This window comes from Kineosporia corallincola, assembly GCF_018499875.1.
GTDB classification, from domain to species: Bacteria; Actinomycetota; Actinomycetes; order Actinomycetales; family Kineosporiaceae; genus Kineosporia; species Kineosporia corallincola.
In genome coordinates this window covers 468,377-492,861 of the sequence record NZ_JAHBAY010000005.1, presented here as the reverse complement: position 1 = coordinate 492,861, position 24,485 = coordinate 468,377, and the positions used below count along the sequence as shown (strand labels likewise).

Below are 24,485 nucleotides of genomic sequence, written 5' to 3'. Positions count from 1 at the left end.
TCAGGCGGTGATGACGGTTTTCCCGACGGTGCGACCGCTTTCGGCCAGCGCGTGGGCCTGCCGCATGGAGTCCACGGTGAGACCGTGCAGTCGTGTGGTCACGATCGGGCGTGCGTGGCTCGCCAGTTCGGCGAGGATCTGTCCCTGCCGGTGAAGTTCGTGGCCGGTGACGACCCGGCTGAAAACCATTTCCGTGTGCACGGATACGGATTTCTGGATCAAGGGTTCGATGTCGGTGGTGCCGGTGAGGTCGGTGGTCGCCAGATGACCGAACGGACGCAGGACGTCGGTGATCCAGCCGATGTTGCCGGCGGTGCCCCGGGTGGAGAGCACCAGATCGATCTGCTCGACGCCCGCGGTCCGCAGCCGGCCGGCGACGTCCGCGGTGTGGTCGACGACCAGATCGGCCCCCATGGCCGTGCACCATGCGCGGGATTCGGGCCGGGAGGCGGTGGCGATCACCCGCGCGGACGTCCGGCTCCTGAGCAGTTGCGTCGCCATCGAGCCCACGCCTCCGGCGCCGCCGACGACCAGGACGTTCCCGACCCCGGCCGGTAGTCCGCCCTGATCCCGGAACAGGGCTTCCCAGGCGGTGAGGCCGCCGACGGGCAGGGAGGCGGCATCCGTGAAGGAGAGCTGATCCGGGATCCTGGCGGCGACCCGGTGGTCGACGGCCACGCGTTCGGCCCAGCAGCCGTCCCGGGTGACGTCCCCGGTGCCCATGACCCGGTCGCCCACGGCGAAACCATGTGTCGCCGAACCGGTTGCGACCACCACCCCGGCGAACTCCCAGCCGAGGACGACGCGTCCACCCGGGGGTGCGCTGCGCATCTGCCGGATGAGCGCCTCACCCGGGTTGACGCCCACGGCCCGCACCTCGATCAGCAGATCACTGTCACGCGTCCGCGGTTCGTCGACGTCCATGAGTTCCAGAGCGAACGCATCCAGGGGGTGGGCCTTTTCGTATGCCAGTGCCTTCACGGGGTATTCCTTTCGCGGTGTCGGTCAGTCCTGGCGGAGAGCGTGGAGCGCGGAGAGCGGGCCCCCTCCGACCTGCATGAGCCGGCCGCCCTCGCGCAACGTCCCCACGTCCACCGGAGCGAAACCGACGGCGTCGAACGTCCTCTGGAAGACCGCTTTGGCCTCGGCGTCGTCACCGGCGCAGAAGAGGATCTGCCGGCCATCGGCATGCCGGGGATCCGCCGCGATGTACGACCCGTACAGGGTGCTGAAGGCCTTCACCACCCGCGCGCCGGGAGCGTGGCGGGCAACGAACTCGCTGCTGGTCTCGTCGCCGAGCTCGGCGAGGTCCGCGACGGTCGGGCCGAGGACGTGATTGGTGGCGTCCACCAGAATGCGCCCGTTCCAGGCCGGCGCGCCGGCCAGCGCGGCCGGTACGTCGCTCCACCGGACGGCGAGGAGCACCAGGTCGGCCGCCGCGGCCTCGGCGACCGGGCCGGCACTGGCCAGCGGTCCCAGTCCGGCCACGACCTCGTCCAGCGACGCCGGCCCGCGGCTGTTGCTCAGCATCACGCGGTGGCCCGCTGCCACGAGGTGACGGGCGACGGCCTGCGCGACGGCTCCCGCCCCGATCGTTCCCACGTCCATGCCTGACTCACTTCTCCTGGTGACCACGAGACGGCCTGAGGGCCGCCCCGAAAAACAATGATGCTCGTCATTAATAAAAGTCAAGCCGGCGCGGGCATCAATGATGACGGGTATCATCAAGGGCCGAACTGTGTCGGACCTGCTCAGATGCGGTTCGCCGCACCGCCCGCCCGGGAAGGAGACTCACGTGCCCCGCCTCACGCAGGAGCAGAAGAAGCTCAACCACGACAAGATCGTCGAGGCCGCGGGCCGGGGCTTCCGCACCCACGGCGTCCACGGGATCGGCATCGCCGAGCTGATGAAGTCGGCCGAGATGACGCACGGCGGCTTCTACAACCACTTCGGCTCCAAGGACGACCTGGCCCGGGAGGTCCTCCGCCAGGGCTTCGTCAGTTCCCTCGCGGCTCTGGCCGGCATCCGCGAAGAGCATCCCGGCTCGGCCCGGGCGGCCCTGGACCAGATGTTCGACACCTATCTGAACCCCGAGCACCGCGACCACCCCGAAACCGGCTGCGCGTCAGCCGCACTGGTCACCGACGCCGGACGGGACGGTGCCGGGGCGCAGTCCGAGTACCAGCACGGACTCGAGGGCTTCTTCGGCGCCATCACGGAGATGGTGCTGGAGAACGCGTCCCAGTCCGGCACCGACCTGAGCGCCGGGCAGGCCCGCGAGCAGGCCATCGCCCTGTTCAGCCAGATGGTCGGCTCGCTGGTGGTCTCCCGGGCGGTCGCCCGATCGGCCCCGGACCTGGCGGACGAGATCCTCGCGGCCGGTAACGCCCGGCTCAAGCAGGCCTGAGCGGTCCTGGCCTCTCGTCGTCCCAGGGCTTCGCGGTGGATATGGTCCCCGTCATGTCGATCTTCGCGCTGTTCGCCTCGGGCAACTTCGTCTACGAGGTCGGTCTGGACCGCCACCCGGACTGGCTCTCACCTGCTGTGCTCCGGGGTGAGAAGAACGTCCTGAACGACGATCTGACCATCTACGACACGGGCCCCCTGCCCGTCGACGGCCCGAACACGGTGTTCGAGGTGGACGGCGAAAAGGTCTTCGGGCGCGATCTGGTGGGTCGGGACCTTGGTGGATCGGAGTGGCGCGTGCGCTACATCCGGGTGGCCACCGACGGATCCCGGGAGGACGCGGCGCGGATCTGCCACGAGAACGAGGAGCTCTTCGCCCTCGAGGTGCCACCGGCGTTCAATCCGCTGGACATCGGCGAGGTGGACGGCGGCTGGGAGGACGATCACGGCCAGTGGGACCTGGTTCTGGTGCGCCTGTAGCGGTCGGGCGGCGTCGGCGCTCAGTTCCACCAGAAGAGGTAGGTGTCCTCGGGGCGGCCGTCGATGTGACACCACCATCCGCTGGGGAATCCGGCCCGCCAGTCGACGCTGCCCGATGCGTCGGGATCCGTGCTCTGGTTCGAGCAGTACCGCGAGGCCTCGTCCTGTCGTGGGGCGAGGATCGCCGGTCCCTGGAAGTAGATCAGCCGGCGACGACGGCGATCAGGATCGAGATCGTGGAAAGGCGTCGACTCATCCGTGCGGCATCCCTTGTGTCGTGGGGCTGGGTTGGTCTCACCACGGTGAACGCGGCGGTGCCGCCTTTCGTCGTCCACCAGTGGTTTGAATGCCGGGCGGCGAAAAGCGTTGGCTTCGCGAAACGTTCGTTGTTGATCTTGGAACCTAGCATCCGGACCCGGACGGCGGGGCCGGGAGCCGTATTGTCCCGTGTGGTGATTTTGTGAAGGTTCGCCTGGCGGTCGTTCGTCCGAAGGTCTCTGCCGCCGTCGCGCGGCCATTCGCTCGATGACCATCGCCTTCTTGACATATTGCTAGGTGCCATACAAACTCAAGTTGTTAGGCACCAAGCGAACGCCCGCTGCCTGCGCGCGGTCCGGAGCCTGAAGGTGCGCTGCGCCCGGACGGAGAGGTGGATTCTTGACCCGAATGTATGGCCCCTAGCAAAATCGGCCGGTGACCAGCGAGCCAGAAGACTTCGAGCACGACTCGGTCGGCGCCTGGGCGAAGAAGTACTACTTCGCCAGCCGGGCGATGATCGACTCCACCCTGCGGCCCTACAACCTGGGGTCCACCCAGTGGTACGTGCTGCACCACCTGGCGCACGAGGGGCCGACCCCGCAGCGCGACCTGGTCCAGAAGCTCGGCATCGAACGGGCCAGCATGACCGGGATCGTCGCGACCCTGGTGCGAAAAGGGCTGGTGTCCCAGGAAACCGCTTCCGGTGACCAGCGCCGGCGCACCCTCAGCCTCACCCCCGTGGGCGAACGGCTGTGGCAAGAACTCCCCAACCCGATCGAGCACATCCTCACCGTCGCGTTCGGCGACGTCGACCAGGACGACCTGGCCACCACGCTGCGCGTGCTGCGCTCCGCGACGCGACGGCTGAACGATCGTGCCTGAATCCCCAGAAGGAAGACCCCATGACCATTCTCGTCACCGGCGCCACCGGCCTCGTCGGCACCCGCCTCCTGCCCCGCCTGATCGGTGCCGGGCACGAGCTGCGGGCCCTGGTCCGGGCCGGCAAGCAGGTTCCCGAAGGCGTCGAGAGTGTCGAAGGTGACCTGCTCGACCCGCAGAGCCTGATCAAGGCGGTCGAGGGCGTCACCGCCGTCGTTCACCTGGCCGCCGTCCTGCGCACCCCGGACCCGGACCTGATCCGCAGGGCCAACATCGACGCCACCCGCAACCTGATCGACGCGGTCAGAACTCATTCTCCGCAGGCCCGTTTCATCATGGCCAGCACCGGCCTGGTCTACGACCACCACCTGTCCCACCCCGCCCGCGAAAACGACCCCACCCACCCGCAGATGCCCTACCCTGCCACCAAGGTCGTCGCCGAGAACGACCTGCGGGCCAGCGGACTCACCTGGAGCGTGCTGCGCTTCGGGTTCGTCTACGGTGACCAGGACGGCCACCTGGAGTCGGCGCCCCGGCTGCTGGGCACCTGGAACTGGCACTCGGCCCAGCCGATGAGCCTGGTGCACCACCGCGACATCGCCACCGCCGTGGGCCTGGGCCTGGCCGGCGCCTTCGACGGCCACACCGTCAACGTCGTGGACGACCTGCCCACCAGCCTGCACGAGATCGCCAGGATCGTGGGCGCGGACTACCCCGAGTCCACCGGGCCGGTCACCGACCCCTGGACCGGCAGCCTCGACGGCACCCTCATCCGCAGCCTCGGCTACGAACCGACCGTCCGCACCGTCTACCAGGCGGCGGCGGAAGGCATTCTGTAGCGATGCCATGGGCTTTCAGCATTCACCGGTCAGGAGGAGAGCTCCTCCCCGTGATCGGCTGAGCCACGTGTCGCGACCCGGCCGCATGAGCCGAAACCACTTGTGCCGATGATGTCCGCCTTGACATGGTGTTCGCAGTTGTCAGGACGTTCGGGTGGTGGATGCGGTGGCGGTCAGGCAGGTCTACTCGTGGGAGATGGACGCGTCCGTGGAGCCGGCGGATCTGGCCGAGGATCTGGCCCGCCGGGAGAGGGTGACGCTGATCCGGGGCCTGGAGCAGATCGAGGACCTGGTCCGCAGCGCCCCGAGTGCCGCGCGGATCGCCGACCGGCTGCGGGGACCGAGCTACCGGTGGACGGACGACGTCTTCACGCTGACGTTCTTCGCCTGTCTCGACGACACGCACTTCAATAAGCGGGTGGGTGTGCGGCAGTACTTCGTCCAGATCGGGCCTCAGGAACAGGTTTACGCGCACTGGCAGGACGTTGCGGAGGTCTTTCTGGCCTACCAGGAGCAGCCGGAATGGCTGCGCCAGTACCGGGTGCAGCCCCCGGAATCCCTCGACCCCGTTGATTTTTCGGACGGCGTCCGGCTCGACCTCGTGTTGCGTGCCGAGCCGTGGATCGCCCGGGTCGACGTCGAGCCGGTGATCGACTGGATGGTGCTCGACTGTCCGCCGGCGGTCTCGCCCCACCCGTCGATCACCGTGTGGGCCAGGGACGGGGCGCAGTTCCGTGTCCAGCGTGGTGGGCGGGGGCTCGAGCCACTGATCGAGCGCATGCTCCTGACCGAGCCCCGGGACCCGGACCCCGCGGTGCCGGCACAGGTGGTGGCCTGCATGTGCTCGTACTCCTTGCCGTATCCGGTCGAGGGTTCTGCCTGGACCACTCCTCTGCTGGACTGGCACTTCCTGGCCGGTGAGATCGCGGCCTATCTGCATCCCGCGCGTCTGGTCCGGGAGGACGACGGAGCAGTGCGCCTGGAGTTCTTCACCTATGAGTCGACCGGGTACCGCGGGGACCTGTGGGGACGCTGCGAGGTGGTGACGAAGTGGTTCGTCCGGGCGGGCGGAGGGCGGCCGACCAGGATCGAGTCGCATGAGGTCGCCCGGCTGAGGAGCGATCCGGAGCGCAGCAGCGTCCAGCTCGTCGGGGAGGACCAGGAGCACGTGGTCCACCCGGAGTGGGAGAGCCGGATGAGTATTCGCTGGCTCTACGGAAAACAGGAACTCTGAGAGCTCGGGGCGGTACGCTCGTCCCTTCGTCGGTTTGGCCTCGCCCATCGGGATCGTCGCCCACGGGCCCGCCGGGCCGGACCTGAGCGAACGCTACGCCGAGGCGATCGCGGCATGGGACCCGCAGGCGCGTCCGAGCCTGACCGTCACCCGCCACCCGAACCCGGCCGTGCCTGGCGGTGTCCACCGCAGCGTGAGCAGGCCCACCAGCACGTTCACGATCTCCTGGCCGTAGCCGCCTGCGCCTCGCAAAAATAACAAAACGCCTCAACGGACACACGGGATGCGACAGGCCGGGAGGATTCGGCCCTCTCCCCGGGAGAGCGCCTAAACTGACGCCGGTCGTACCCATCGCGCGAGCGCAGGAGCATTACCCCAGTGAGTGACTTCGTCCATCTGCATGTGCACACCGAGTACTCCATGCTGGATGGAGCGGCGAAGAACAAGAAGTTGTTCGCCGAGGCGGAGCGCCAGGGCTCGCCCGCGATCGCGATGAGTGACCACGGCAACATGTTCGGCGCCTACGAGTTCTACCAAATCGGCAAGAAGGGCCCGGTCAAGCCGATCATCGGGATCGAGGCCTACGTGGCTCCCGATTCCCGTCACGACCGCAAGGCGATCTTCTGGGGCAAGGCCGGGCGTGGCGTCGCGGACGACGGGTCCGAGGGCGGCAAGGACGTCTCCGGTGGCGGCAAGTTCACCCACATGACCATGTGGGCCAAGAACGCCACGGGCCTGCGCAACCTCTTCCGGTTGTCGTCCATCGCCTCGTACGAGGGCTTTTTCGGCAAGCCCCGGATGGACATGGAGCTCATCTCCCAGCACGCCGAGGGCATCATCGGCACCACCGGCTGCCCTTCCGGCGCGGTGCAGACCCGGCTGCGGCTGGGCCAGTGGGACGAGGCGGTCAAGGTCGCCGGGGCCTACCAGGACATGCTCGGGAAGGAGAACTACTTCCTCGAGCTGATGGACCACGGCATCGACATCGAGCACGAGGTCCGCGCCGACCTGCTCAAGCTCGCCAAGCACCTGGACATCCCCCTGCTGGCGACCAACGACAGCCACTACGTGCTGGAGAGCGAGGCCGACGCCCACGACAGCCTCCTGGCCATCGGCGTCGGCAAGAACAAGGACGACCCGAACCGGTTCCGGTTCAACGGCTCGGGGTACTACCTCAAGACGGCCGAGGAGATGCGGGCCCTCTTCAAGGAGCTGCCCGACGCGTGTGACAACACGCTGCGCGTGGCCGAGATGGTCGAGTCCTACGAAGACGTCTTCACCTACGTCGACCGGATGCCCCAGTTCGACGTGCCCGAGGGCGAGACCCAGGAATCCTATCTGCGGCAGAACGTCGAGATCGGCCTGAAGAAGCGCTACGGCGACCCGATCCCCGAGCACGTGCTCGACCGGTACGAGACCGAGATGAAGGTCATCGGCCCGATGGGGTTCTCCAGCTACTTCCTCATCGTCTCCGACATCTGCCGCCAGGCCCGCGACACCGGCGTCCCGGTCGGCCCGGGCCGTGGATCGGCCACCGGCTCGATCGTGGCCTACGCCACCCGGATCACCGAGCTGGACCCGCTGGAACACGATCTGCTGTTCGAGCGGTTCCTCAACCCCGACCGCATCAGCCCTCCGGACGTCGACCTCGACTTCGACGACCGCCAGCGCGACAAGATGGTCAAGTACGTCACCGAGAAGTACGGCGCCGACTACACCTCCCAGGTCAACACCTTCGGCACGATCAAGGCCAAGGCCGCGATCAAGGACGCCAGCCGCATCCTCGGTTACCCCTTCTCCATGGGTGACCGCATCACCAAGGCCATGCCGCCGGACGTCATGGGCAAGGGCGTACCGCTCGCGGACCTGTTCAACAAGAACCACGACCGGTATGCCGAGGGCGGCGAGTTCCGGACCCTGGTCGAGACCGACCCCGAGGTCAAGCGCGTCTACAACACCGGTCTGGGCATCGAGAGCCTGATCCGCGGAACCGGTGTGCACGCCGCGGCGGTGATCCTCTCCTCTGCTCCGCTGCTGGACCTGGTGCCGATGCACAAGCGCCAGTCGGACGGCACTCTGCTGACCGGTTTCGCCTATCCTCAGTGCGAGGAAATGGGCCTGATGAAGATGGACTTCCTCGGGCTGCGCAACCTCGGCATCATCGACCACGCCATCAAGATCATCGAGGCGAACACCGGCGTCAGACTCGACACGCTCGAACTTCCCCTCGACGACGAGAAGACCTACAAACTCCTGGCCCGCGGCGAGACTCTCGGCGTGTTCCAGCTCGACGGCGGGCCCATGCGGGCCCTGCTCAAGCTGATGGAACCGACCCGGTTCGAAGACATCGCCGCCGTCCTGGCGCTGTACCGTCCCGGCCCGATGGCCGCCAACGCGCACATCAACTACGCGCTGCGCAAGAACGGCAAGCAGGACGTCGTCCCGATCCACCCGGACCTGGAAGAGGTCCTGGAACCGATCCTGGGTAACACCTTCCACCTGCTGGTCTACCAAGAGCAGATCATGGCGACCGCCCGGGCCGTGGCCGGCTACACCCTGGGTCAGGCCGACCTGCTGCGCCGGGCCATGGGTAAGAAGAAGAAGGAGATCCTGGAGAAGGAGTTCGTCACCTTCGAGACCGGGATGAAGAGCAACGGCTACGGCGACGAGGCGATCAAGGCGCTGTGGGACGTCATGCTCCCGTTCGCCGGTTACGCCTTCAACAAGTCGCACACCGCCGGCTACGGGCTCGTCGCCTACTGGACCGCGTACCTCAAAGCCAACTACCCGGCCGAATACGCCGCCGCGCTGCTGACCTCGGTCGACGACAGCAAGGACAAGGCCGCGATCTACCTGGCCGACGCCCGTTCCATCGGCATCAACATCCTCCAGCCCGACGTCAACGAGTCCGTCGCCGACTTCACCGCCGTCGGCGAGAACGTGCGCTTCGGCCTGCGGGCGGTGCGTAACGTCGGCGACAACGTCATCGCCTCGATCATCGCCGCCCGCCAGGAGAAGGGCGCCTTCACCTCGTTCGCCGACTTCCTGGACAAGATCGACCTGCCGGCCTGCAACAAGCGGGCCATCGACTCGCTGATCCGCGGTGGGGCGTTCGACTCCCTCGGTCACTCCCGCAAGGGCCTGATCGCGATCGCGGAGCAGGCGGTCGACTCGGTCATGGGCGTCAAGCGCGCCGCCGGCATCGGCCAGGACGACCTGTTCGGTTCCATCGACGCCGGCCCGGAGAACTTCGGTCTGCACCTGGACATCGACGAGGGCGAATGGGGGATGAAGGAGAAGCTCGCCTTCGAGCGGGACATGCTCGGTCTGTACGTCAGCAGTCACCCCCTCGACGGGACCGAGCGGATCCTGGCCCGGGAGCGTGACGTGTCCATCGCCGAGATGCACGCGATGGACCACGCCCCGCAGGGCAACATCACGCTCTCCGGCCTGGTCACCACGGTCGAGCGCAGGGTGTCGGCCAAGAGCGGTAACCCCTGGGCGAAACTGATCGTCGAAGACAAGGACGCCAGCGCCGAGGTCTCGTTCTTCGGTCAGTCCTGGGCCGCGATCGCCCCGGTCGTCACCGAGGACATGGTGGTGTCCGTCACCGGCATCATCCAGGACCGGGAGGGGGCCTACAGCATGATGGGGCGCGAACTCAAGATCCTCGACGTCTCAACGGTTTCCAACGGCAGTACGCCGGTGGTCCTGTCGATCCCGACGCACCGGGTCAACCCTGACCTGACCGAGAAGATGCGCCAGATCCTGACCAACCACCCTGGCGACAACCCGGTGCACCTGTACCTGCGCGAGCGCAACCGCCAGATCGTCATGGAGCTGCCCAAATACCCGGTCACCGTCAGCAGCGCCCTGATGGGTGAGCTCAAGGCACTCCTAGGATCCACCGCGGTCACCCTGTGACCCGTCCGGTCCACGGCAGCCCGGACGAACCCGCTCCGGGCTGCCCGCTGATCGTCGAGACCACGGAGCAGGCTCCCACCTGCCCCGGCTGCGGCCGCCAGGGCATCCTGGCGGCCACCGTCCCGCACACCGTCACCGACGAGCGCGGCCACGAAACCACCGGCACGGCCGTGGCCGTGCTGTGCCAGACCTGCCACCTCGACGACCCGCAGGCCGGGCCGCTCATCACCTACTTCGCCGTGCACGGCAGCATCACGGCCGAAACCCTGGAACAGGCAACGAGTCTGGTGGCCGGGTGGCTGGCCGCCGTGCGGGTCGAGCCGTTCAGCGGTGAAGGGCCGGAGCGGCAGAACGAGGCCTGACATCGGGTGAAGGGGTGCTGATGCCCCCTCGCCCGCTGCCGGTACGGGGCGCTGCCGGAGCGAATTCACACCACCTCGGGCGCCTGGCCGGTGTCAAAAAACCACGACGGTCTCCCGTGGCCTGCTCACTGACGCCGTGACTGGGTGATCCGTGCCGACCGCCTGGGCAGGGACGCGACACGATCGTCCGGTGGCCGGCCGATCCAGGCGGCTACTGCCCCAGATCGACCACCGCAGCACCGATCTCGCCCAGCGCCTGGCTGAGGGTGATGCTGCTGATCTCGTCGTCCTGCGTGACATCGGGCTGCCCGGCGGCCTCGGCCAGCACCAGGTGGACCCCGGCGTCGTGGTCGGCCTCCAGGTGCCGCAGCACCGGCGCCCAGATGTCCTCGTCGTTCGCCGCGTGCACGTGGTCGTCGACCAGCACGTACAGCCGGGGGCCGCGCCAGGCGGCGTCACCGCCCCGGCCGGCCAGGGCCCAGAGCGTGCCGTCGATCAGGTCTTGCAGGGCCCCCGGGTGAAAAGCGTGGCCCAGCAGGTATTTCTCGTCGACCGCGTCGATCAGCCCGGCCCGGTAGTCGACCAGCAGGATCCGCACCTGTGCGGGCGTGCGGTCGCGTACCAGCTCGGTCGCGAGATCGCGCAGCAGCGCGGTCTTCCCGGAGCCGGCGGGGCCGCGCACGATCAGGGCGCGATGCCGCCCGAAGTCGTGCGTCATCGGCCGGCCGTCCGGGCCGTCGAGGCCGAGCCGCACCCGCAACGCCGTGCTGGTGCCCGGCCGGTCCTTCGGGCTGGTGGACGACGAGAGCCCCGCGACCTCCGGGGCCGGCGGACGGGGCGCCCAGTGCCGGGCCACCTCGGCGGCCAGGTGACGGCGGGCGTCCCCAGGACCGGTGCCCGGGGCCTCGACGCCGATCCGCGTGACGACACCGGTGAACGCCCGGGCCTTGCCGTCCAGCCCGATGACACGCCCGGACCCGGCCCGGCCCGGCCCGGCGCCCGGCTCCACGTCCAACTTCACGTCCGGTTCCACGTCCAGTTCCACCCGGGTGGTGAACCAGGTGCGCAGCGGGGCGGGCACCTGCTCCAGGGAGTCGGCGGCTAGCAGCAGATGCACCTCGCGGCCGGGGGCGGCGTCGGCGGTGGCCACCAGCTCGGGGCCGAGAGCCGCCAGGTGTGACGGGCAGTCGGCCACCAGGTACACGTCGACGTCCTGGTCCGGTCGTCGGCCCAGATGCTGGAGCAACGCGATCGCGGCGGCCCGGTCCGAGGCGTCCACCACGGCGCCCACGTGCGGGAGGGCGGCCAGGTCGGCGACCGGGTCCTCACCGTCGGCCCCGCCGGTGAGGCAGTAGACCTGCACGGTCTCGGGGGAGTGGGTCAGCGCCAGGCCGGCGACCAGCGTGCCCAGCGTGCTGCCGCGCCCCGATCCGGCCTGGCCCAGCACCAGCGTGTGCCCGCCCAGATCGGCCAGGCACAGCCCGTGCGCGGGTTCGGCGGCCACACCGACCGGCACGTGCAGCCGCGGCAACGGCGGGGAGCCGGGCGCCGGCACGGCTCGCAACCCGTGCTCGCGGGTGGGCAGCAGAGGGGGCAGGAGCCGGTCCAGACCCAGCGGTTCACCGTCCGCAAGCAAGGTTCGCCGGGTCCTTTCAGGGAGGTCAGGCATCGGTTGATGCGCAGACCAGTATCCCGCGTGCCGCAGGCTCCGCAGAACACGTGCCGGTCCGGGCCGGCCGCCGTCCGGGTCGCGCCGCGTCACGCGCTGATCGGGCGGAACGCGCTCGACGGGTCTCGGCGCCGGAACCTTCCTCACGCGCCGTCGCCGCAGCCTCGGGACGTCCAGCCCGGCGCTGCTCATCCTGGCACTGCCGCCGGACTTTTGAACCGCTTCCCGCCCGCCCCCGTTGTCTGACTCGAGCATGAAACAGGGCTGTTCCGAGAACGACAGGAGGGTTGCCGGTGGCCGGCAGTGGCAGCGCCACGGTGATCGTGGAACGCACGGACGGCGCGCTGCTGATGCGTGCCCGCGAGGCCGAGCCGACGTGCCGCGGGATCCTGGCGGCCCTCACCCCGGAACCGTTCACCGTGCCGCTGGTGGTCGATCCGTCGGCGACGGCCGCACTGGCGAGGCCCTCGTCGTCCCTGGTCGACCAGATCCGTGACCATCTGCACGTCACCGACGCCGGATCGCCCTCCGACGTGCGGCTGATCGCCGCCCGCGCCGCCAGGGGCGGCCCCGACGGCGCTCCCGCGCCCGCGGCGGTGCTGGCCGACCTGCTGTCGGTGCAGGTGATCGCGCCCGACGGCGCGCTGATCGCGCTGCGCGGCGGGGAGCTGTTCTCGGCCGGCGACGACGGGGGCTGGCTGGCCTTCCGGCGGGGCTGGACCCCGCAGTGGCAGGGCCCCCGCCACCCCGCCCCGACCTGGCAGGAGACGCACTACAGCAGCGGCTGGCTGCCCTCGGTCGAGGCGTTCAGCGCCGGTCCGGCCGCCACGCTCGCCGGGCGGCTGAGCGGCACCCCGATCCCGGCCGGGATCTGGGTGCGTTCGGCCGGAGGATCCCGTAAACCTCTGTCGGACCTGGGATTCGGCGTGCCGGTGGACCGCAACCGCCCGCTGCTGCTGGTCGGAGCCCCGGGCGAGCCCGTGCCCTCGGCCGACGAGCTGGCCGGCGTGGTCAGCTCGCTGTCGGAGGGCTGGCGCGAGCACGTGGTGCTGGCGCCGTACGGCTGCGCGGGCAGCACCTGGGTGAGCCTGGTGCAGGCCCTGGCCGACCGCCTCGGCGCTCCCGTGCGGGCGCACCAGGCCCTGCCGTACTACGCCGTCGACGGGGCCCGGCGGCTGGCCGAGCTGGACCGGGACGGGCGTCCCAGCCGCCTGCACAACGCCGAGGAGATCACCCGGCAGCCGTCGTCGGTGGCGGCGGTGGTCTCGGCGCCGGTGGGTTTTCCGTCGGTCACCCAGGTTTCCGTGGGCCCGGCAACGGGTTTCGAGCCTCCCGCGCCTCCCGTCGTCGAGTTCGCCGCGCGGGCCGATGCGGTGGGCGCGCAGGTCAAGAACGAACTGAGGACGACGAAAACCCCCACCTCGCATCAGCTTCTGGTGGACGCCGACGGTGTGCTCCGGCTGAGGCGCGCCGGGCGTCCCGTCGAGGGGAACGCCGGTGCCCGGCCGGTGGGCGGGCAGGCGTCATCCGGGCTGACCACGTCGTCGGTGGTGGTGCCGACCGCCTCGGGCGTCTCGCTCCCGGTGCCGGTACCGGTGTCGGGGTCGGGGTCGGGGTCGGGCGAGGGGACGGCGCAGGCCGCGCCGGTGTCGCGCGCGCTCGCCCTGGCCGGTGTGCCGGCCGTGGCCGGGCAAGCCGGTGTGATCGGGGCCGGGCAGGCCGGTGTGAGCGGGGCCGGGCAGGCCGGTGTGATCGGGGCCGGGGGTGCTGCGGCACCGGCGGGAGCCGGAGAACCGGCCGCGCGCACCGCGACGAGCGCGGTGGCGGAATCCACCGGGAGGGTGAACGCGGTCGGGGCGAACAGCACCCCGGGGGTGACCGGTCCGAAGGACGAGGGGGGCGACGTGGTCGCCGAACTCGCCGAGGCGCTGTGGGTGGCACCTCACGACATTCCCTCGGCCGAGACGGTCTCCCGGCGGGCGGGTGCCTGGCCCGCCCACGCCACGGTCGGGGAGCGGTCGGGGGCCCGCCGCCAGATTCCCGGCGACGTGATGGTTCTGCTCGACGTCGCCTCGGGGGCGTCCGCAGACCCGGCGGGGATCCCGGAGATCGGTGAGTCGTTCCTGGGCCATGACTATCGTGAGACCGGCCGGCCCGCGACGGTGAGGTCCGGCGCCACGGACCAGGGCGCCAGAGGCGTTCCGTCACTGGCCACCGTCGTGCCGCGACTGCGCGCCCCCGGACGGCCCAAGGACACGTCCGCACCCGTTGCCGGCCCGGCCGCCGCTCCGGGGCCGGATGCCACGGTTGCGCCGGCCGTGGCCACGTCTCCGGCCGCGCTCGTGAGCTCGGCGGTGACGTCGGCCTCGACGATTCCCACCGCCCCGGCGTCGCCCGTGACCTCGGCGACCGCCCCGGCCACGCCGCCGGGTGCGCGGACCGTGGCGACGGCCGGACCGAAAGCCGCTCCGGCGGAGCCGGTCACAGCGGCATCCCCGGCTGAACGAGCCGGGACCGGAACGGAGCAGAACGAGAACGGACAGCGTGAGCCGGGACAGCGTGAGCCGGGACAGCCCGAGCCCGCAGAGGCCGGGCCCGCCGAGCCCGAAGAGCCCGGGTCCGACGAGCCCGCGCCGGAACCGGTCGAGCTGGACCGCCGCGGTGGTGAGGCGGGAGAGCGCTGGCTGGCCGACCGGGTGAGCACGCCGGTGGAGCGGCAGGTGTTCCGGACCTCGCTGGGCTGGCGGTACGACTCGCACGCCAAGGCGGTGGCGCGGATGCTCGCCGAGTCGCCGGGGCTGCGGGTGACGTCGTCGGTGGACGAGGCGCTGGTAACAGAACTGGCTGCGGTGCGCGCTCTCTCGGAGAAAGACCGGGACGAGTTCGTGCGCTCGGCGCGGACCGGCTGCCGTGAGAGCGAACGCCCGATGGCCGTCTGTGCGTCCGGCGGGCTGCGCCGGCTGCCGACCTTCGAGGGGGTGGTGCTGCGTGGCGGTCCGGCGGACCCGGCGGCGCTGGACGACTACCGCGTGGGCGACGAGCTGTGCGAGGTGGCCCCGCTGGTCGCCCTCGACGATCCGGAGGCGGAGCTGGGCGGGCCGGTGGAGGTGCTGATCTGGTCGGTGACCGCCCGCCGGGTGGCCGGGCTGGTGGACACCGAGCGGGCGGGTGACCTGATGTTCCAGCCGGGCACCGGGTTCCGCGTGCTGGAGGTGGACCCGGCCGGCCGGGAGCCGGTGCGGCGGGTACTGCTGGCCGAGGTTCCGCCGGGCCGGGCGCGGCCGCAGGAGGCGACGGCGCGGATCACCGCCCGGCTGCACGAGGTGGTCCGCCGCCGCGACGAACGACGTACCACCACCGGCGAGAACCCCGACGGGGGGCCCGGCGCGTCGTCCACCGGTTTCACCGCACTGCCCGGGGACCCGGCCTGGTTCGCCGAGAATCCCGATGCCCGAAGGAGCGTGGAGTGAGCCCAACCGAGAGTCCTGACAGCGCCGACGGTCAGGACGCCGAGGACGGCCGGAGGCTGTCGCTGCACCGGCTGCTGCTGCGGCTGGCGGGCCGGGTACCGGACGACGAGATGTCCCGGATGAGAATGAGTCTGGCCGACGGCGAGCGCGGGGAACTGACCGATCTGCTCGGCGCGGCGATCGCCGCGGGACACGGCGACCCGGACGTCCTGGACGATCCGGCGGTCCGGAACCTGCTGGAGCGTGAGGGAAGAGCGGTCCCGGCGGCTCCGGTCGCGCTGATCCCGGTGCCGATGCACCGGTTCACCGGCCGCCGCGGTGGTGACGACGCGGTGCCCGATCAGGCCGGGAGCGAACAGTTGCGGCTGACCCCGGCCGACGAGCTGGACCAGGCCGCGGTCGAGTCGGCCCGCCGGGTGGGTGACGTGGTCGCGCTGTGGCGGGTCTTCCGCCGGGGCGAGGCCGGCACGCTGCTGCGGGTGTATCTGTGCGAGGCCCGGGCCGGTTCCGACGTGGTCGAGATGACCGCCGAGATGCAGTACGCCCTGGAGGAACTGGGCGAGCGGCCGAGCCGGGTGGAGGTGTTCCACGACACCGGGGAGACGCTCACCGCCTATCACGAGCAGGCCCTCACGGCGGCACTGCCGGTGTGGGCCGCGGACTCCGTCCCGGTGCGCCTGGCCCGGGTCTTCGACGGCGCGGAGGAGTCCGGCCCGTACTTCAGCGACGACCACCTGCGGCTGACCGGCCCGGACCGCGACCGGGTGCTGGCCTACCTGCGCTCGGGCACCCCGGTGCTCGACTCGGTCGGGACGATGGACGACGTGGTCCGGCCCGAGCGGGTGGCCTGCGTGCCGGTGGACTTCCGGTCCGACCGGGTGTGGGTGTGGACCGAGGCGGTCGCCTACTACCTGGCCGAGTACGACCTGGCACCCGAACCCGACCTGATGTCGCACATTCTCGGCGGACCGCCCCCGGTGCGCGCGCTGGGCCGGTACGACCGGCAGCGGGTGACGGCGGCGCTGTTCGCCCCGGCAGAGAGGGAACCGGTGTGGCAGGCCGGCTGATGTCGACCCGGAACATCCTGAATGTCGCCTCCAGCGGCCCGGACTCGTACCGCACGGTGAGTGACGCGGTGGCCGCCGCGGTTCCCGGTGACGTGATCTCGATCCAGCCCGGCACCTACACCGAGTCGATCGTGCTCGACCGCGAGGTCACGCTCTCGGCTTCGGGTGCGTCCGGGGTGTGGATCGAGTCCCGTGACGCGCCCGTGGTCACGGTGACGGCGGAGTCCGCGGCACTGTCCGGAATTGGTCTGCGGCACAGCGGGAAACAGTCGTCGGCCGTCGACGTGCCGACCGGGCGGCTGCGTCTGGACGAGTGCACGGTCGAGGCCGACGGGGTGGCCGCGCTGTTCGCCCACGGGGCGGTCGAGGTGCAGGCCCGGGGCTGCGACTTCAGCAATCCCGGCGGCGCCGGGCTGCTGTTCGTCGACGGTGCCCAGGCCCGGATCGGCGAGTGCCGGATCCACCGCACCAGCGCGTCCGCGGTGGTGATCCGCAGCGGCGCCAACCCGCAGTTCGTCGACTGCACGATCGAGGACGTCGACGGCAGTGGGCTTCTCGCTGCCGACAACGCCCGCGGCGTGATCCGCTCCACCCGGATCAGCCGGGCGGGCAACCCGGCGGTGGCGATCGAGGGCTCCAGCTCGCCGCAGATCAGTGGGACGACGATCGAGTCGGCCTCGGGCGTCGGCCTGCTGATCGCCTCCGACTCCACGCCGGTGCTCCAGGACTGTGTGATCGTCGATTCCGCCGCCCAGGGCATCGTTCTGGTCGAGCGGGCCGCCCCGGAACTGCGCCGGGTGGGGGTGCGGTCCCCGGCGAGCTACGGCGTGCAGGTGCTGTCCGGCTCGGCCGGGACGTTCGCCGAGTGCTCAGTGTCGGACGCGGGGAACGTCGGCGTCACCGTGACCGACGACGCGTCGACCGCTTTCGAGGCGCTGTCGGTGAGCGGCGGTGCGGCCGCCGCGGTCGCGGTGAGCGGTTCCGCCACCCCGATGTTCGACGATCTGCGGATCGACCGCCCGGCCGGGGCCGGGCTGACGCTGGCCGGCCAGGCCGCGCCGCAGGTGCGGCGGGCGGTGGTCGCGGGCGCAGGCGCCGACGGGGTGCTGGTGGGCGATCAGGCCGCGGGGGTGTTCCAGGACCTGACGATCAGCCGGCCCGAGGGTGCCGGGCTGAACGTGACATCGCCCGGGCAGCCGCATTTCAGCGGGGTGACGATCACCGCCTCGATCGGGGCCGGGGTGCGGGTCGAGGGTGGCCGGCTGGATCTGGCCGGCACCGAGATCACCGATGCCGGCGCGGAGGGCGTGCTGGTCACGGACGAGGGCACGGCGCGGGTGAGCCGGACCCGGATCAGCCGGGCCCGTCGCTCCGGCATGGAGTGGACGTCCGGGGCCCGCGGTTCGGCGAGCGAGTGCGAGGTGCTCGACGGCGGCGGCGACGGGATCGTGGTGCGCTCGAACGAGGAGCTGCGCCTGAGCGACTGCACGGGCCGCAACAACTCCGGGGCCGGGCTGCGGGTGCAGACGGCGGGGGAGCGGCTGACCGTGACCCGGTACCGGGGTGCCGGCAACGGCGCGGGCGACGTGTTCGGCGACCACACCACGGTCGTCGACCCGGCGCAGCACCCGGACCCGGGTGAGGCAGACGCGGATCAGGACGGGCCGGGGACGCCGCCGGAGGGTGGGCAACCCGGTGACGAGCCGGTGCGGGCGCCGTCGGGTGCGGCGGAGCCGATCGGTGCGGTGCAGCCGCGCGTTCCGTCGTCCCCTGTGGTGATGGACGGCGGAACACCCCGAGGAGGGCCGGGATTCGGCGGTGGCCGGCTCGGGCAGCTGCTCGGCGAGCTGAACTCGCTGGTGGGTCTGGCCGGGGTGAAGCGTGAGGTGGCCACCCTGGTGCGGCTGCACCAGATGGCGGATCGCCGTGCGGCGGCTGGACTTCCGACCCCGCCGTTGTCGCGTCACCTGGTGTTCACCGGTTCGCCCGGTACCGGTAAGACGACGATCGCCCGGCTCTACGGGCAGATCCTGGCCGAGCTCGGGGTGATTCCCACCGGGCAGCTGGTCGAGGTGGGCCGGCCCGACCTGGTGGCCAGTGTGGTCGGTGGTACCGCGCTGAAGACGGCCGAGAAGTTCCAGGAGGCGATGGGCGGGGTGCTGTTCATCGACGAGGCCTACACCCTGTCGGCGGCGGCCAGCGGTGGCCCGGACTTCGGCCGCGAGGCGATCGACACGCTGGTGAAGCTGATGGAGGACCACCGCGAGGAGATCGTGGTGATCGTGGCCGGCTACACCCAGGACATGCGTAAGTTCCTGGCCAGCAACCCCGGTCTGTCGTCCCGGTTCTCGCGCACCATCGAGTTCACCGACTACGCGGCGGCCGACCTGGTGACGATCGTCGAGGGGCTGTGCACGACGCACTCGTACCGGCTGGAGTTCGAGACCCGGGCCGCGCTGCTGTCGTACTTCCAGAAACTGCCCCGGGACGACGCTTTCGGCAACGGCCGCAGTGCACGCAAGGTGTTCGAGGAGATGATCGGGCGGCAGGCCTACCGGCTGGGCGACGACCCGGACGCGAACCCGGTGGCCCTGACCCGGCTGATGCCGCAGGATCTGGGCGAGCTGCCGGGCAGCGCGATCGGCGCGGGGGCGGGCAGCGTCGACACCGACCGGGTGGAGTCGCTGCTCGGGCAGCTGGAGCAGATGGTGGGGCTGGCCGACGTGAAGCGGGAGGTCAGCAACATGGTCGACCTGCTGGCGTCGTCGCGGCAGCGGCTGGCGGCCGGGCTGCCCGCGCCGCCGCTGTCGCGGCACCTGATCTTCGCCGGGCCGCCCGGTACGGGCAAGACGACCATCGCCCGGCTCTACGGCCAGATCCTCGCCGCGCTGGGGGTTCTGGCGGGTGGGCAGGTGGTCGAGGTGGGACGCCCGGACCTGGTGGGCGAGTACGTCGGGCACACGGCGCAGCGCACCACGGAGGCGTTCGACAAGGCGCGTGGCGGGGTGCTGTTCGTGGACGAGGCCTACGCGCTGAGCAATCAGGGCGGGGGCTCGGGTAACGACTTCGGTCGGGAAGCCGTGGACACCCTGGTGAAGCTGATGGAGGACCACCGGGACGAGGTGGTGGTGATCGCGGCCGGGTACGAGGGCGAGATGGAAGCGTTCCTCAACGTGAACCCGGGCCTGGCGTCGCGCTTCTCGCACCGCGTGCGGTTCGCCGACTACACCGTGGACGAACTGGTGACGATCGTCTGCCAGCACGCGGCCACGGCCGGGTACGAGTGCGACGGTCCCACGGTGGCGGCGCTGCGCACCCGGTTCGCCGCCACGGAGCGGGGAAGTTCGTTCGGCAACGGGCGGTTCGCCCGGCAGGTGCTGGACCAGGCGGTCACCCGGCACGCGAAACGTCTGCGGGGAATGGCGTCGCCGACGATGCAGGACCTGGTGCTGCTGCTGCCGGAGGACTTTTCGGTGCCCGCGGCGCGGCAGCAACCGGCCGCTCCGGGGCCAGCCGCACCCTGAGCCGGCGCAGGGCGTGGTGGGTGCGGGTCTTGACCGTGCCCACCGGGATGCCCAGGACGGCGGCGGCCTCGGCGGTCGTGTACCCGCCCAGGTAGACGTGTTCCAGCACCTGGCGGTGCTTGGGGGACAGGTCGGCCAGGGCGTTGGCCAGCAGCACCGAGTCCACCACGGCGCCGGCGTGGTCGGCGGTGATCTCGACGTCGCGTTCGCTCTCCTCCACCTCGGTGGGGCGGGCGTTGCGGGCGCGGATCCGGTCGAAGGCGACGTTGCGCGCGACCCGGCTGAGCCAGCGGTGCAGTGAGCTGGGGTCGCCGGGGAAGCAGGTGAGCCGGTCGGCGTGGCGCCAGGCCCGCAGCATGGTCTCCTGCACCACGTCCTCGGCCTGCTGGGCGTCACCCAGGATGCGGGTGACGTAGGCCTGGAGCGAGGCGGCGTGGTGGGTGTAGAGACTCTGGACGAACGCCTGCCGGTCGAGGCGCGGATCGCCGGGGGTGTGGGAGAACGTGGGCTCGGGGAGGGGGAGCGTGGTCATGGGGACCATGCTTCGCCGGAACCGGATCACGCACACCCGTAGCAATACTTGTTTTGTGGGTTTCGATACCAACATCCCAACTTCATAGGTGCGGGATGCATGACTTTGGCTCTGGACGAAGATACCTTCTAACCAATGATTCGGTGGTGTAACAGGTGGATGAGCAGGCGGAAGGAGTCCGGATGAACGCCGAGGAGCGCCAGAAGGAGATCCTTCGCCTGGCCCGGGCCGACGGCAAGGTCGACGTGGTCACGCTGGCCACCGACTTCGCCGTCACCACCGAGACCATCCGCCGCGACCTGACCCTGCTGGAGCGCTCGGGCAACGTGCGCCGGGTCTACGGCGGGGCGGTGCCGGTGGGCCGGGCGCCGGATCCGGTGCTGTCGGTGCGGGACTCGGTGATGACCACCGAGAAGGAACGCATCGCCAAGGCCGCGCTGGCCGAGGTGCCCGACGAGGGCTCGATCGTGCTCGACGCCGGCTCCACCACCGCCCGCCTGGCCGAGGTGCTGCCGCAGGACCGGGAGCTGACGGTCATCGTGAACTCCCCGGCCCTGGCCATGATGCTGACGCCGCGCACCAACCTCACGGTGATCATGCTCGGCGGCCGGGTGCGCCGCAGCACCTTCGCCACCGTGGACGAGTGGCTGCTCCAGCCCCTGGCCAGGATGTATGTCGACGTCGCGTTCATGGCCGCCAGCGGGGTGTCGCTGGAACGCGGCCTGACCACGCCCGACCCGGGCGAGGCGTCGGTGAAGGCGTCGATGATGAACGCCGCCCGCCGCACCGTGCTGCTGGCCGACCACTCCAAGGTGGAGAACTACTCGCTGGCCCGGTTCGGGTCGGTGTCCGACCTGGACGTGCTGGTCACCGACTCCGGGCTGGAAGACAGCGCGGCCGCCGCGCTGGGACTGGCCGGGCCCCGGGTCGTGCGGGCCTGAACCAGGTCTGAAGCGGTGGCAACGACCGGACGCGATGATCCGCGACGATGACCGACGCGTCTGCTGCCCGAGCACGCGGCATGTCTTGTCGAGAATTGACACCGGCGAGCGCGGTTCGGTGGTGTCAAAAAAACTTGGTGGACGCCCGACGGCGTCCGGAGGGGTGCGGGGCGGGGTGTTCAGCCCGCCAGAGCGGCGGCCCGGCTGCGGCGCCCGGCGTCGCGGGCCAGTTCCACCCGTGAGCGCAGGCCCAGCTTGGCCAGGATGTGTGACACGTGCCCCTCGACGGTGCGGCGTGAGACGAACAGCTGGGCGGCGATGTCGGCGTTGGTGCGCCCCTCGGCCACCAGCTGGGCGATGCTCACCTCGGCCGGGGTCAGCGCGGCCCAGCCGGTGACCGGGCGTTTCGCCGCCCGGCGGCGTTGCACGCCGTGCGGGCGCAGCAGGGCGTCGAGGCGCTGGAGCTCGCCCTGGGCGCCCAGGGTCAGGTAGAGCGCGCCGGCCCGGCTGTGGGCGGTGCGGGCGCCGGGCAGGTCGCCCGTGCGGGCGCGGACCAGGGCCAGGTTCTCCACGTACTGGGCCGTGCGCAGGGGGGTTTCGTCGTCCACAGTTTGCTGGTGCAGGCCGGAGAGGATGTCGGTGGGGACGTCGTCGCGGGCCGAGGTGGCCAGCCGCAGCCGGGTGAGCACCTGGTGCTGCGCGGCGGGCACCGGGTGGGTCACGGTGAGCACGGCCAGAGCCTCTTCGGGGTGGCCGCGCTGTTCGGCCAGCAGGGCGCGGGCCAGGGTGAGGCGTTCGTCGGAGCCGTTGACGACGCCGGAGATCGCCTCGGCGGCGGTCTCGGTGTCGCCGCGGTGCAGGGCGATCAGCGCGAGGAGGCCCTGCCGGCGGTGCCGGTCGTCCGGGGCCGGCGACGGGGTGGCGGCCAGCAGCTCCAGCGCCTCGTCCCAGTCGCCGTGGTCGTAGAGCAGGTCGGCGTTCAGCACCCGGGCGCGGGCGAGCGCCGGGGACGATCCGTACCGCTGCGCCTGGGCCAGAAGGTCGCGGGCCGCGGTTCTGGCCTCCTGGGCCGGGCCATGGGTGGACAGCAGGTCCACCCGCCGCTCGGCCAGCCACAGCCGGATCTGCGCGGCGGCCGGATCGTCGTGCCCCGAGGCCAGGTCGAGCGCCTGCCGGAGATCGGTGTCCTGCCGTTGCCGGTGAGGACGCATCACGACGGCGTTCACCCCCAGCGCGATCGCCCGGGCCAGGGGGTCAGCACTCTCGCCGCGCAGGATCGTGGCGGCGGCCGAGGCGGCGCTCTCCTGGTCGCCGGCGCCCAGCAGCCGGTGGGCGAGCGCGGCGCGCAGCCGTACGGCCGTCACCGGGGGCAGGCCGGGAGCGGCCAGGGTGCGGCGCAGCAGTGAGCAGGTGGCCGTACCGGCGACCGGTTCGGTGGTGCTGTCGTCGTCCGTGTTCGATGTCGTCCAGGCGCTGATCCAGGTCATCGCGGCGAGCGTTCCGGGATCGTCGGCGGCGCTGATCACCTGGCTGGCCAGCGCGGCTGCCTCGCCGGAACGGCCCTGACGCCAGCGTGCCTGGGCGAGCAGGACTCGCAGGGGGCCGGTGCGGGGATCGTTCTCGCCGACGGCGGTGAGAGCGGCTGTCAGCAGTTCGGCGGTGCCGTCGGGATCGTGAGCCACGAGTGGCTCGCCGGTCTGGACCAGCCAGTCCGCGGTCCGCTCGTCCAGGGTGCGGGTGGGGTCGTGTGCGGCCACCAGGTGCTTGAGGACGATGTGAGCACCCGTCCCGGCGTCGGCCAGATCCGTGCCCGCCTGCCGGTGCAGCATCCGGCGGACACCGGCCGGGATCCGCTGGTAGAGGGCGTCCCGCAGCAGGGGGTGACGGAAGGTGAGGTGGGTGTGCGACTCGGCCAGCAGGCCGGTGGCGCTCAGCTCCTCCAGCACCGAGACCAGCGTGCTGACCGGATGCCCGCCGGCCACGGCCAGGTCGTCGGCGGAGAAGGTGTCGCCCAGCAGGGCGGCGGTGCCCAGCACCGCGCGGGCCGGGAGACTGAGGAAGTCGAGACGGGCCTCGATGACGGTGGCAAGACCATCGGGAAGGCCGTCGGGGGTGTCCTGGTGCTCGGCGGCCTGGACGAGATCGGCCAGGTATCGCGGGTTTCCGGCGGTGCGGGCGGCCAGTGCGTGCAGATGCGTGCCGATGTCGGGCAGGCCCCGGTGGGCGCGGCGGGCTAGGACCGCGTCGACGGTGGCGGTGACGGTGTCGCCGGGCAGCGGGCCGAGCGTGATCACCTCGGCGCCCGCCCGGATCAGGGCTCGTCGCAGCATGGGCAGGTCGTCACGGTGCACCCCGGGCGGTGCGGGCGGTGTGGGCCGGTGGGTGCCGGTCAGCAGGAGCGGCCGGTGACGGGCCAGCCGGGCCAGCCGGTGCCATGCCAGCAACGTCGTCTCGTCGGCCCAGTGCAGGTCGTCGACGGCCAGGAGCACCGGCTGCTCGTCGGTCAGGTGCGACAGGTGCGCCAGGACCTGCTCGACCGTGGTCAGGTCCGCGTCGGTGAGGGCGTCCTGGAGCACCTGGAGAGGGAAGCGGGGGCTGAACTCGTCGGCCGCGGCGGACAGTACGGTGACGCCCGCGACGCGCGCCGCCTCGGCGAGGGCGTGTTCCATCAGGGTGCTGCGGCCCGCTCCGGCCTCGCCCTCGATCAGGAGCACCCCGCCGCTGCCCTCGCGCAGACGCCGGACGAGGTGACGGACAGCGCGGCGCTCCGGCTCACGGCCTGATGCCGTGAGCCGGTCGCTCTCACACGTGTCCGCCACCGTTACCCCGAATCTTTGTTTCCGTGGTTTTGATGCCTAAGTCCCACAAGAATCAGGATCCGGTGTTGGGGAGTCAAGTAA

Annotated in this window: 16 protein-coding genes and 1 pseudogene; 12 read left to right on the top strand and 5 right to left on the bottom strand. The window is 71.0% G+C overall.

What is annotated here, in order from left to right; genetic code table 11:
• Positions 1–981: an alcohol dehydrogenase catalytic domain-containing protein gene (locus tag KIH74_RS14810; RefSeq protein ID WP_214156498.1), complete on the bottom strand. Its 981-nt coding sequence runs from the start codon at positions 979–981 to the stop codon at positions 1–3.
• Positions 982–1,005: 24 nt separating this feature from the next.
• On the bottom strand, positions 1,006–1,608 hold the full coding sequence (locus KIH74_RS14805) for an NADPH-dependent F420 reductase (RefSeq protein WP_214156497.1): 603 nt from the start codon (positions 1,606–1,608) through the stop codon (positions 1,006–1,008).
• Between the two features lie 187 nt (positions 1,609–1,795).
• On the opposite strand from KIH74_RS14805, the gene KIH74_RS14800 reads away from it, so the two are divergent.
• The 8 genes from KIH74_RS14800 (at position 1,796) to KIH74_RS14765 (ending at position 10,382) form a co-directional block, all read left to right on the top strand.
• Positions 1,796–2,407, top strand: coding sequence for a TetR/AcrR family transcriptional regulator (locus KIH74_RS14800; protein ID WP_214156496.1), 612 nt, complete (start codon positions 1,796–1,798; stop codon positions 2,405–2,407).
• Positions 2,408–2,460: 53 nt separating this feature from the next.
• Positions 2,461–2,886: a hypothetical protein gene (locus KIH74_RS14795; RefSeq protein WP_214156495.1), complete on the top strand. Its 426-nt coding sequence runs from the start codon at positions 2,461–2,463 to the stop codon at positions 2,884–2,886.
• 693 nt (positions 2,887–3,579) lie between these two features.
• Complete coding sequence (locus KIH74_RS14790; protein WP_214156494.1) at positions 3,580–4,026, top strand: MarR family winged helix-turn-helix transcriptional regulator; 447 nt, start codon at positions 3,580–3,582, stop codon at positions 4,024–4,026.
• A 20-nt stretch (positions 4,027–4,046) separates the two neighbouring features.
• Positions 4,047–4,862, top strand: a complete 816-nt coding sequence (locus KIH74_RS14785) for an NAD-dependent epimerase/dehydratase family protein (protein ID WP_214156493.1) — start codon at positions 4,047–4,049, stop codon at positions 4,860–4,862.
• Positions 4,863–5,028: 166 nt separating this feature from the next.
• A complete protein-coding gene (locus KIH74_RS14780; RefSeq protein WP_214156492.1) occupies positions 5,029–6,096 on the top strand; it encodes a hypothetical protein in 1,068 nt (355 codons plus the stop codon).
• 34 nt (positions 6,097–6,130) lie between these two features.
• The gene (locus KIH74_RS14775; RefSeq protein ID WP_214156491.1) at positions 6,131–6,331 is read left to right on the top strand and encodes a hypothetical protein; all 201 of its coding nucleotides are present in this window, start codon (positions 6,131–6,133) and stop codon (positions 6,329–6,331) included.
• Between the two features lie 143 nt (positions 6,332–6,474).
• A complete protein-coding gene (gene dnaE / locus KIH74_RS14770; RefSeq protein WP_308113789.1) occupies positions 6,475–10,020 on the top strand; it encodes a DNA polymerase III subunit alpha in 3,546 nt (1,181 codons plus the stop codon).
• Positions 10,017–10,382 (top strand): DUF6300 family protein, encoded by a 366-nt coding sequence (locus KIH74_RS14765; RefSeq protein WP_214156490.1) that lies wholly within the window; start codon positions 10,017–10,019, stop codon positions 10,380–10,382. The genes dnaE and KIH74_RS14765 overlap by 4 nt, the downstream gene beginning before the upstream one ends.
• Before the next feature lie 211 nt (positions 10,383–10,593).
• Here the strand turns inward: KIH74_RS14765 and KIH74_RS14760 are convergent, their stop codons facing one another.
• Positions 10,594–12,018: an FtsK/SpoIIIE domain-containing protein gene (locus KIH74_RS14760; protein ID WP_214156489.1), complete on the bottom strand. Its 1,425-nt coding sequence runs from the start codon at positions 12,016–12,018 to the stop codon at positions 10,594–10,596.
• Between the two features lie 326 nt (positions 12,019–12,344).
• Between KIH74_RS14760 and KIH74_RS14755 the strand changes: the two genes are divergently transcribed.
• The 3 genes from KIH74_RS14755 to KIH74_RS14745 are packed head-to-tail and all read left to right on the top strand — an operon-like array spanning position 12,345 to position 20,112.
• Positions 12,345–15,521 carry a hypothetical protein gene (locus tag KIH74_RS14755; RefSeq protein ID WP_214156488.1) on the top strand — a complete coding sequence of 1,059 codons (3,177 nt, stop codon included), beginning with the start codon at positions 12,345–12,347 and terminating at the stop codon, positions 15,519–15,521.
• A complete protein-coding gene (locus KIH74_RS14750; RefSeq protein ID WP_214156487.1) occupies positions 15,518–16,588 on the top strand; it encodes a hypothetical protein in 1,071 nt (356 codons plus the stop codon). Before KIH74_RS14755 ends, KIH74_RS14750 begins: the two co-directional genes overlap by 4 nt.
• Positions 16,588–20,112, top strand: coding sequence for a right-handed parallel beta-helix repeat-containing protein (locus KIH74_RS14745; RefSeq protein WP_214156486.1), 3,525 nt, complete (start codon positions 16,588–16,590; stop codon positions 20,110–20,112). The genes KIH74_RS14750 and KIH74_RS14745 overlap by 1 nt, the downstream gene beginning before the upstream one ends.
• 10 nt (positions 20,113–20,122) lie before the next feature.
• Here KIH74_RS14745 and KIH74_RS36365 read toward each other — a convergent pair.
• Positions 20,123–20,644, bottom strand: a pseudogene (locus KIH74_RS36365) (sigma-70 family RNA polymerase sigma factor); the annotation flags it as partial.
• A 182-nt stretch (positions 20,645–20,826) separates the two neighbouring features.
• On the opposite strand from KIH74_RS36365, the gene KIH74_RS14740 reads away from it, so the two are divergent.
• On the top strand, positions 20,827–21,585 hold the full coding sequence (locus KIH74_RS14740) for a DeoR/GlpR family DNA-binding transcription regulator (protein ID WP_214156485.1): 759 nt from the start codon (positions 20,827–20,829) through the stop codon (positions 21,583–21,585).
• Positions 21,586–21,764: 179 nt separating this feature from the next.
• Here KIH74_RS14740 and KIH74_RS38600 read toward each other — a convergent pair whose 3' ends face one another.
• Positions 21,765–24,404, bottom strand: a complete 2,640-nt coding sequence (locus KIH74_RS38600; protein ID WP_214156484.1) for an ATP-binding protein — start codon at positions 24,402–24,404, stop codon at positions 21,765–21,767.
• Positions 24,405–24,485 lie beyond the last annotated feature (81 nt).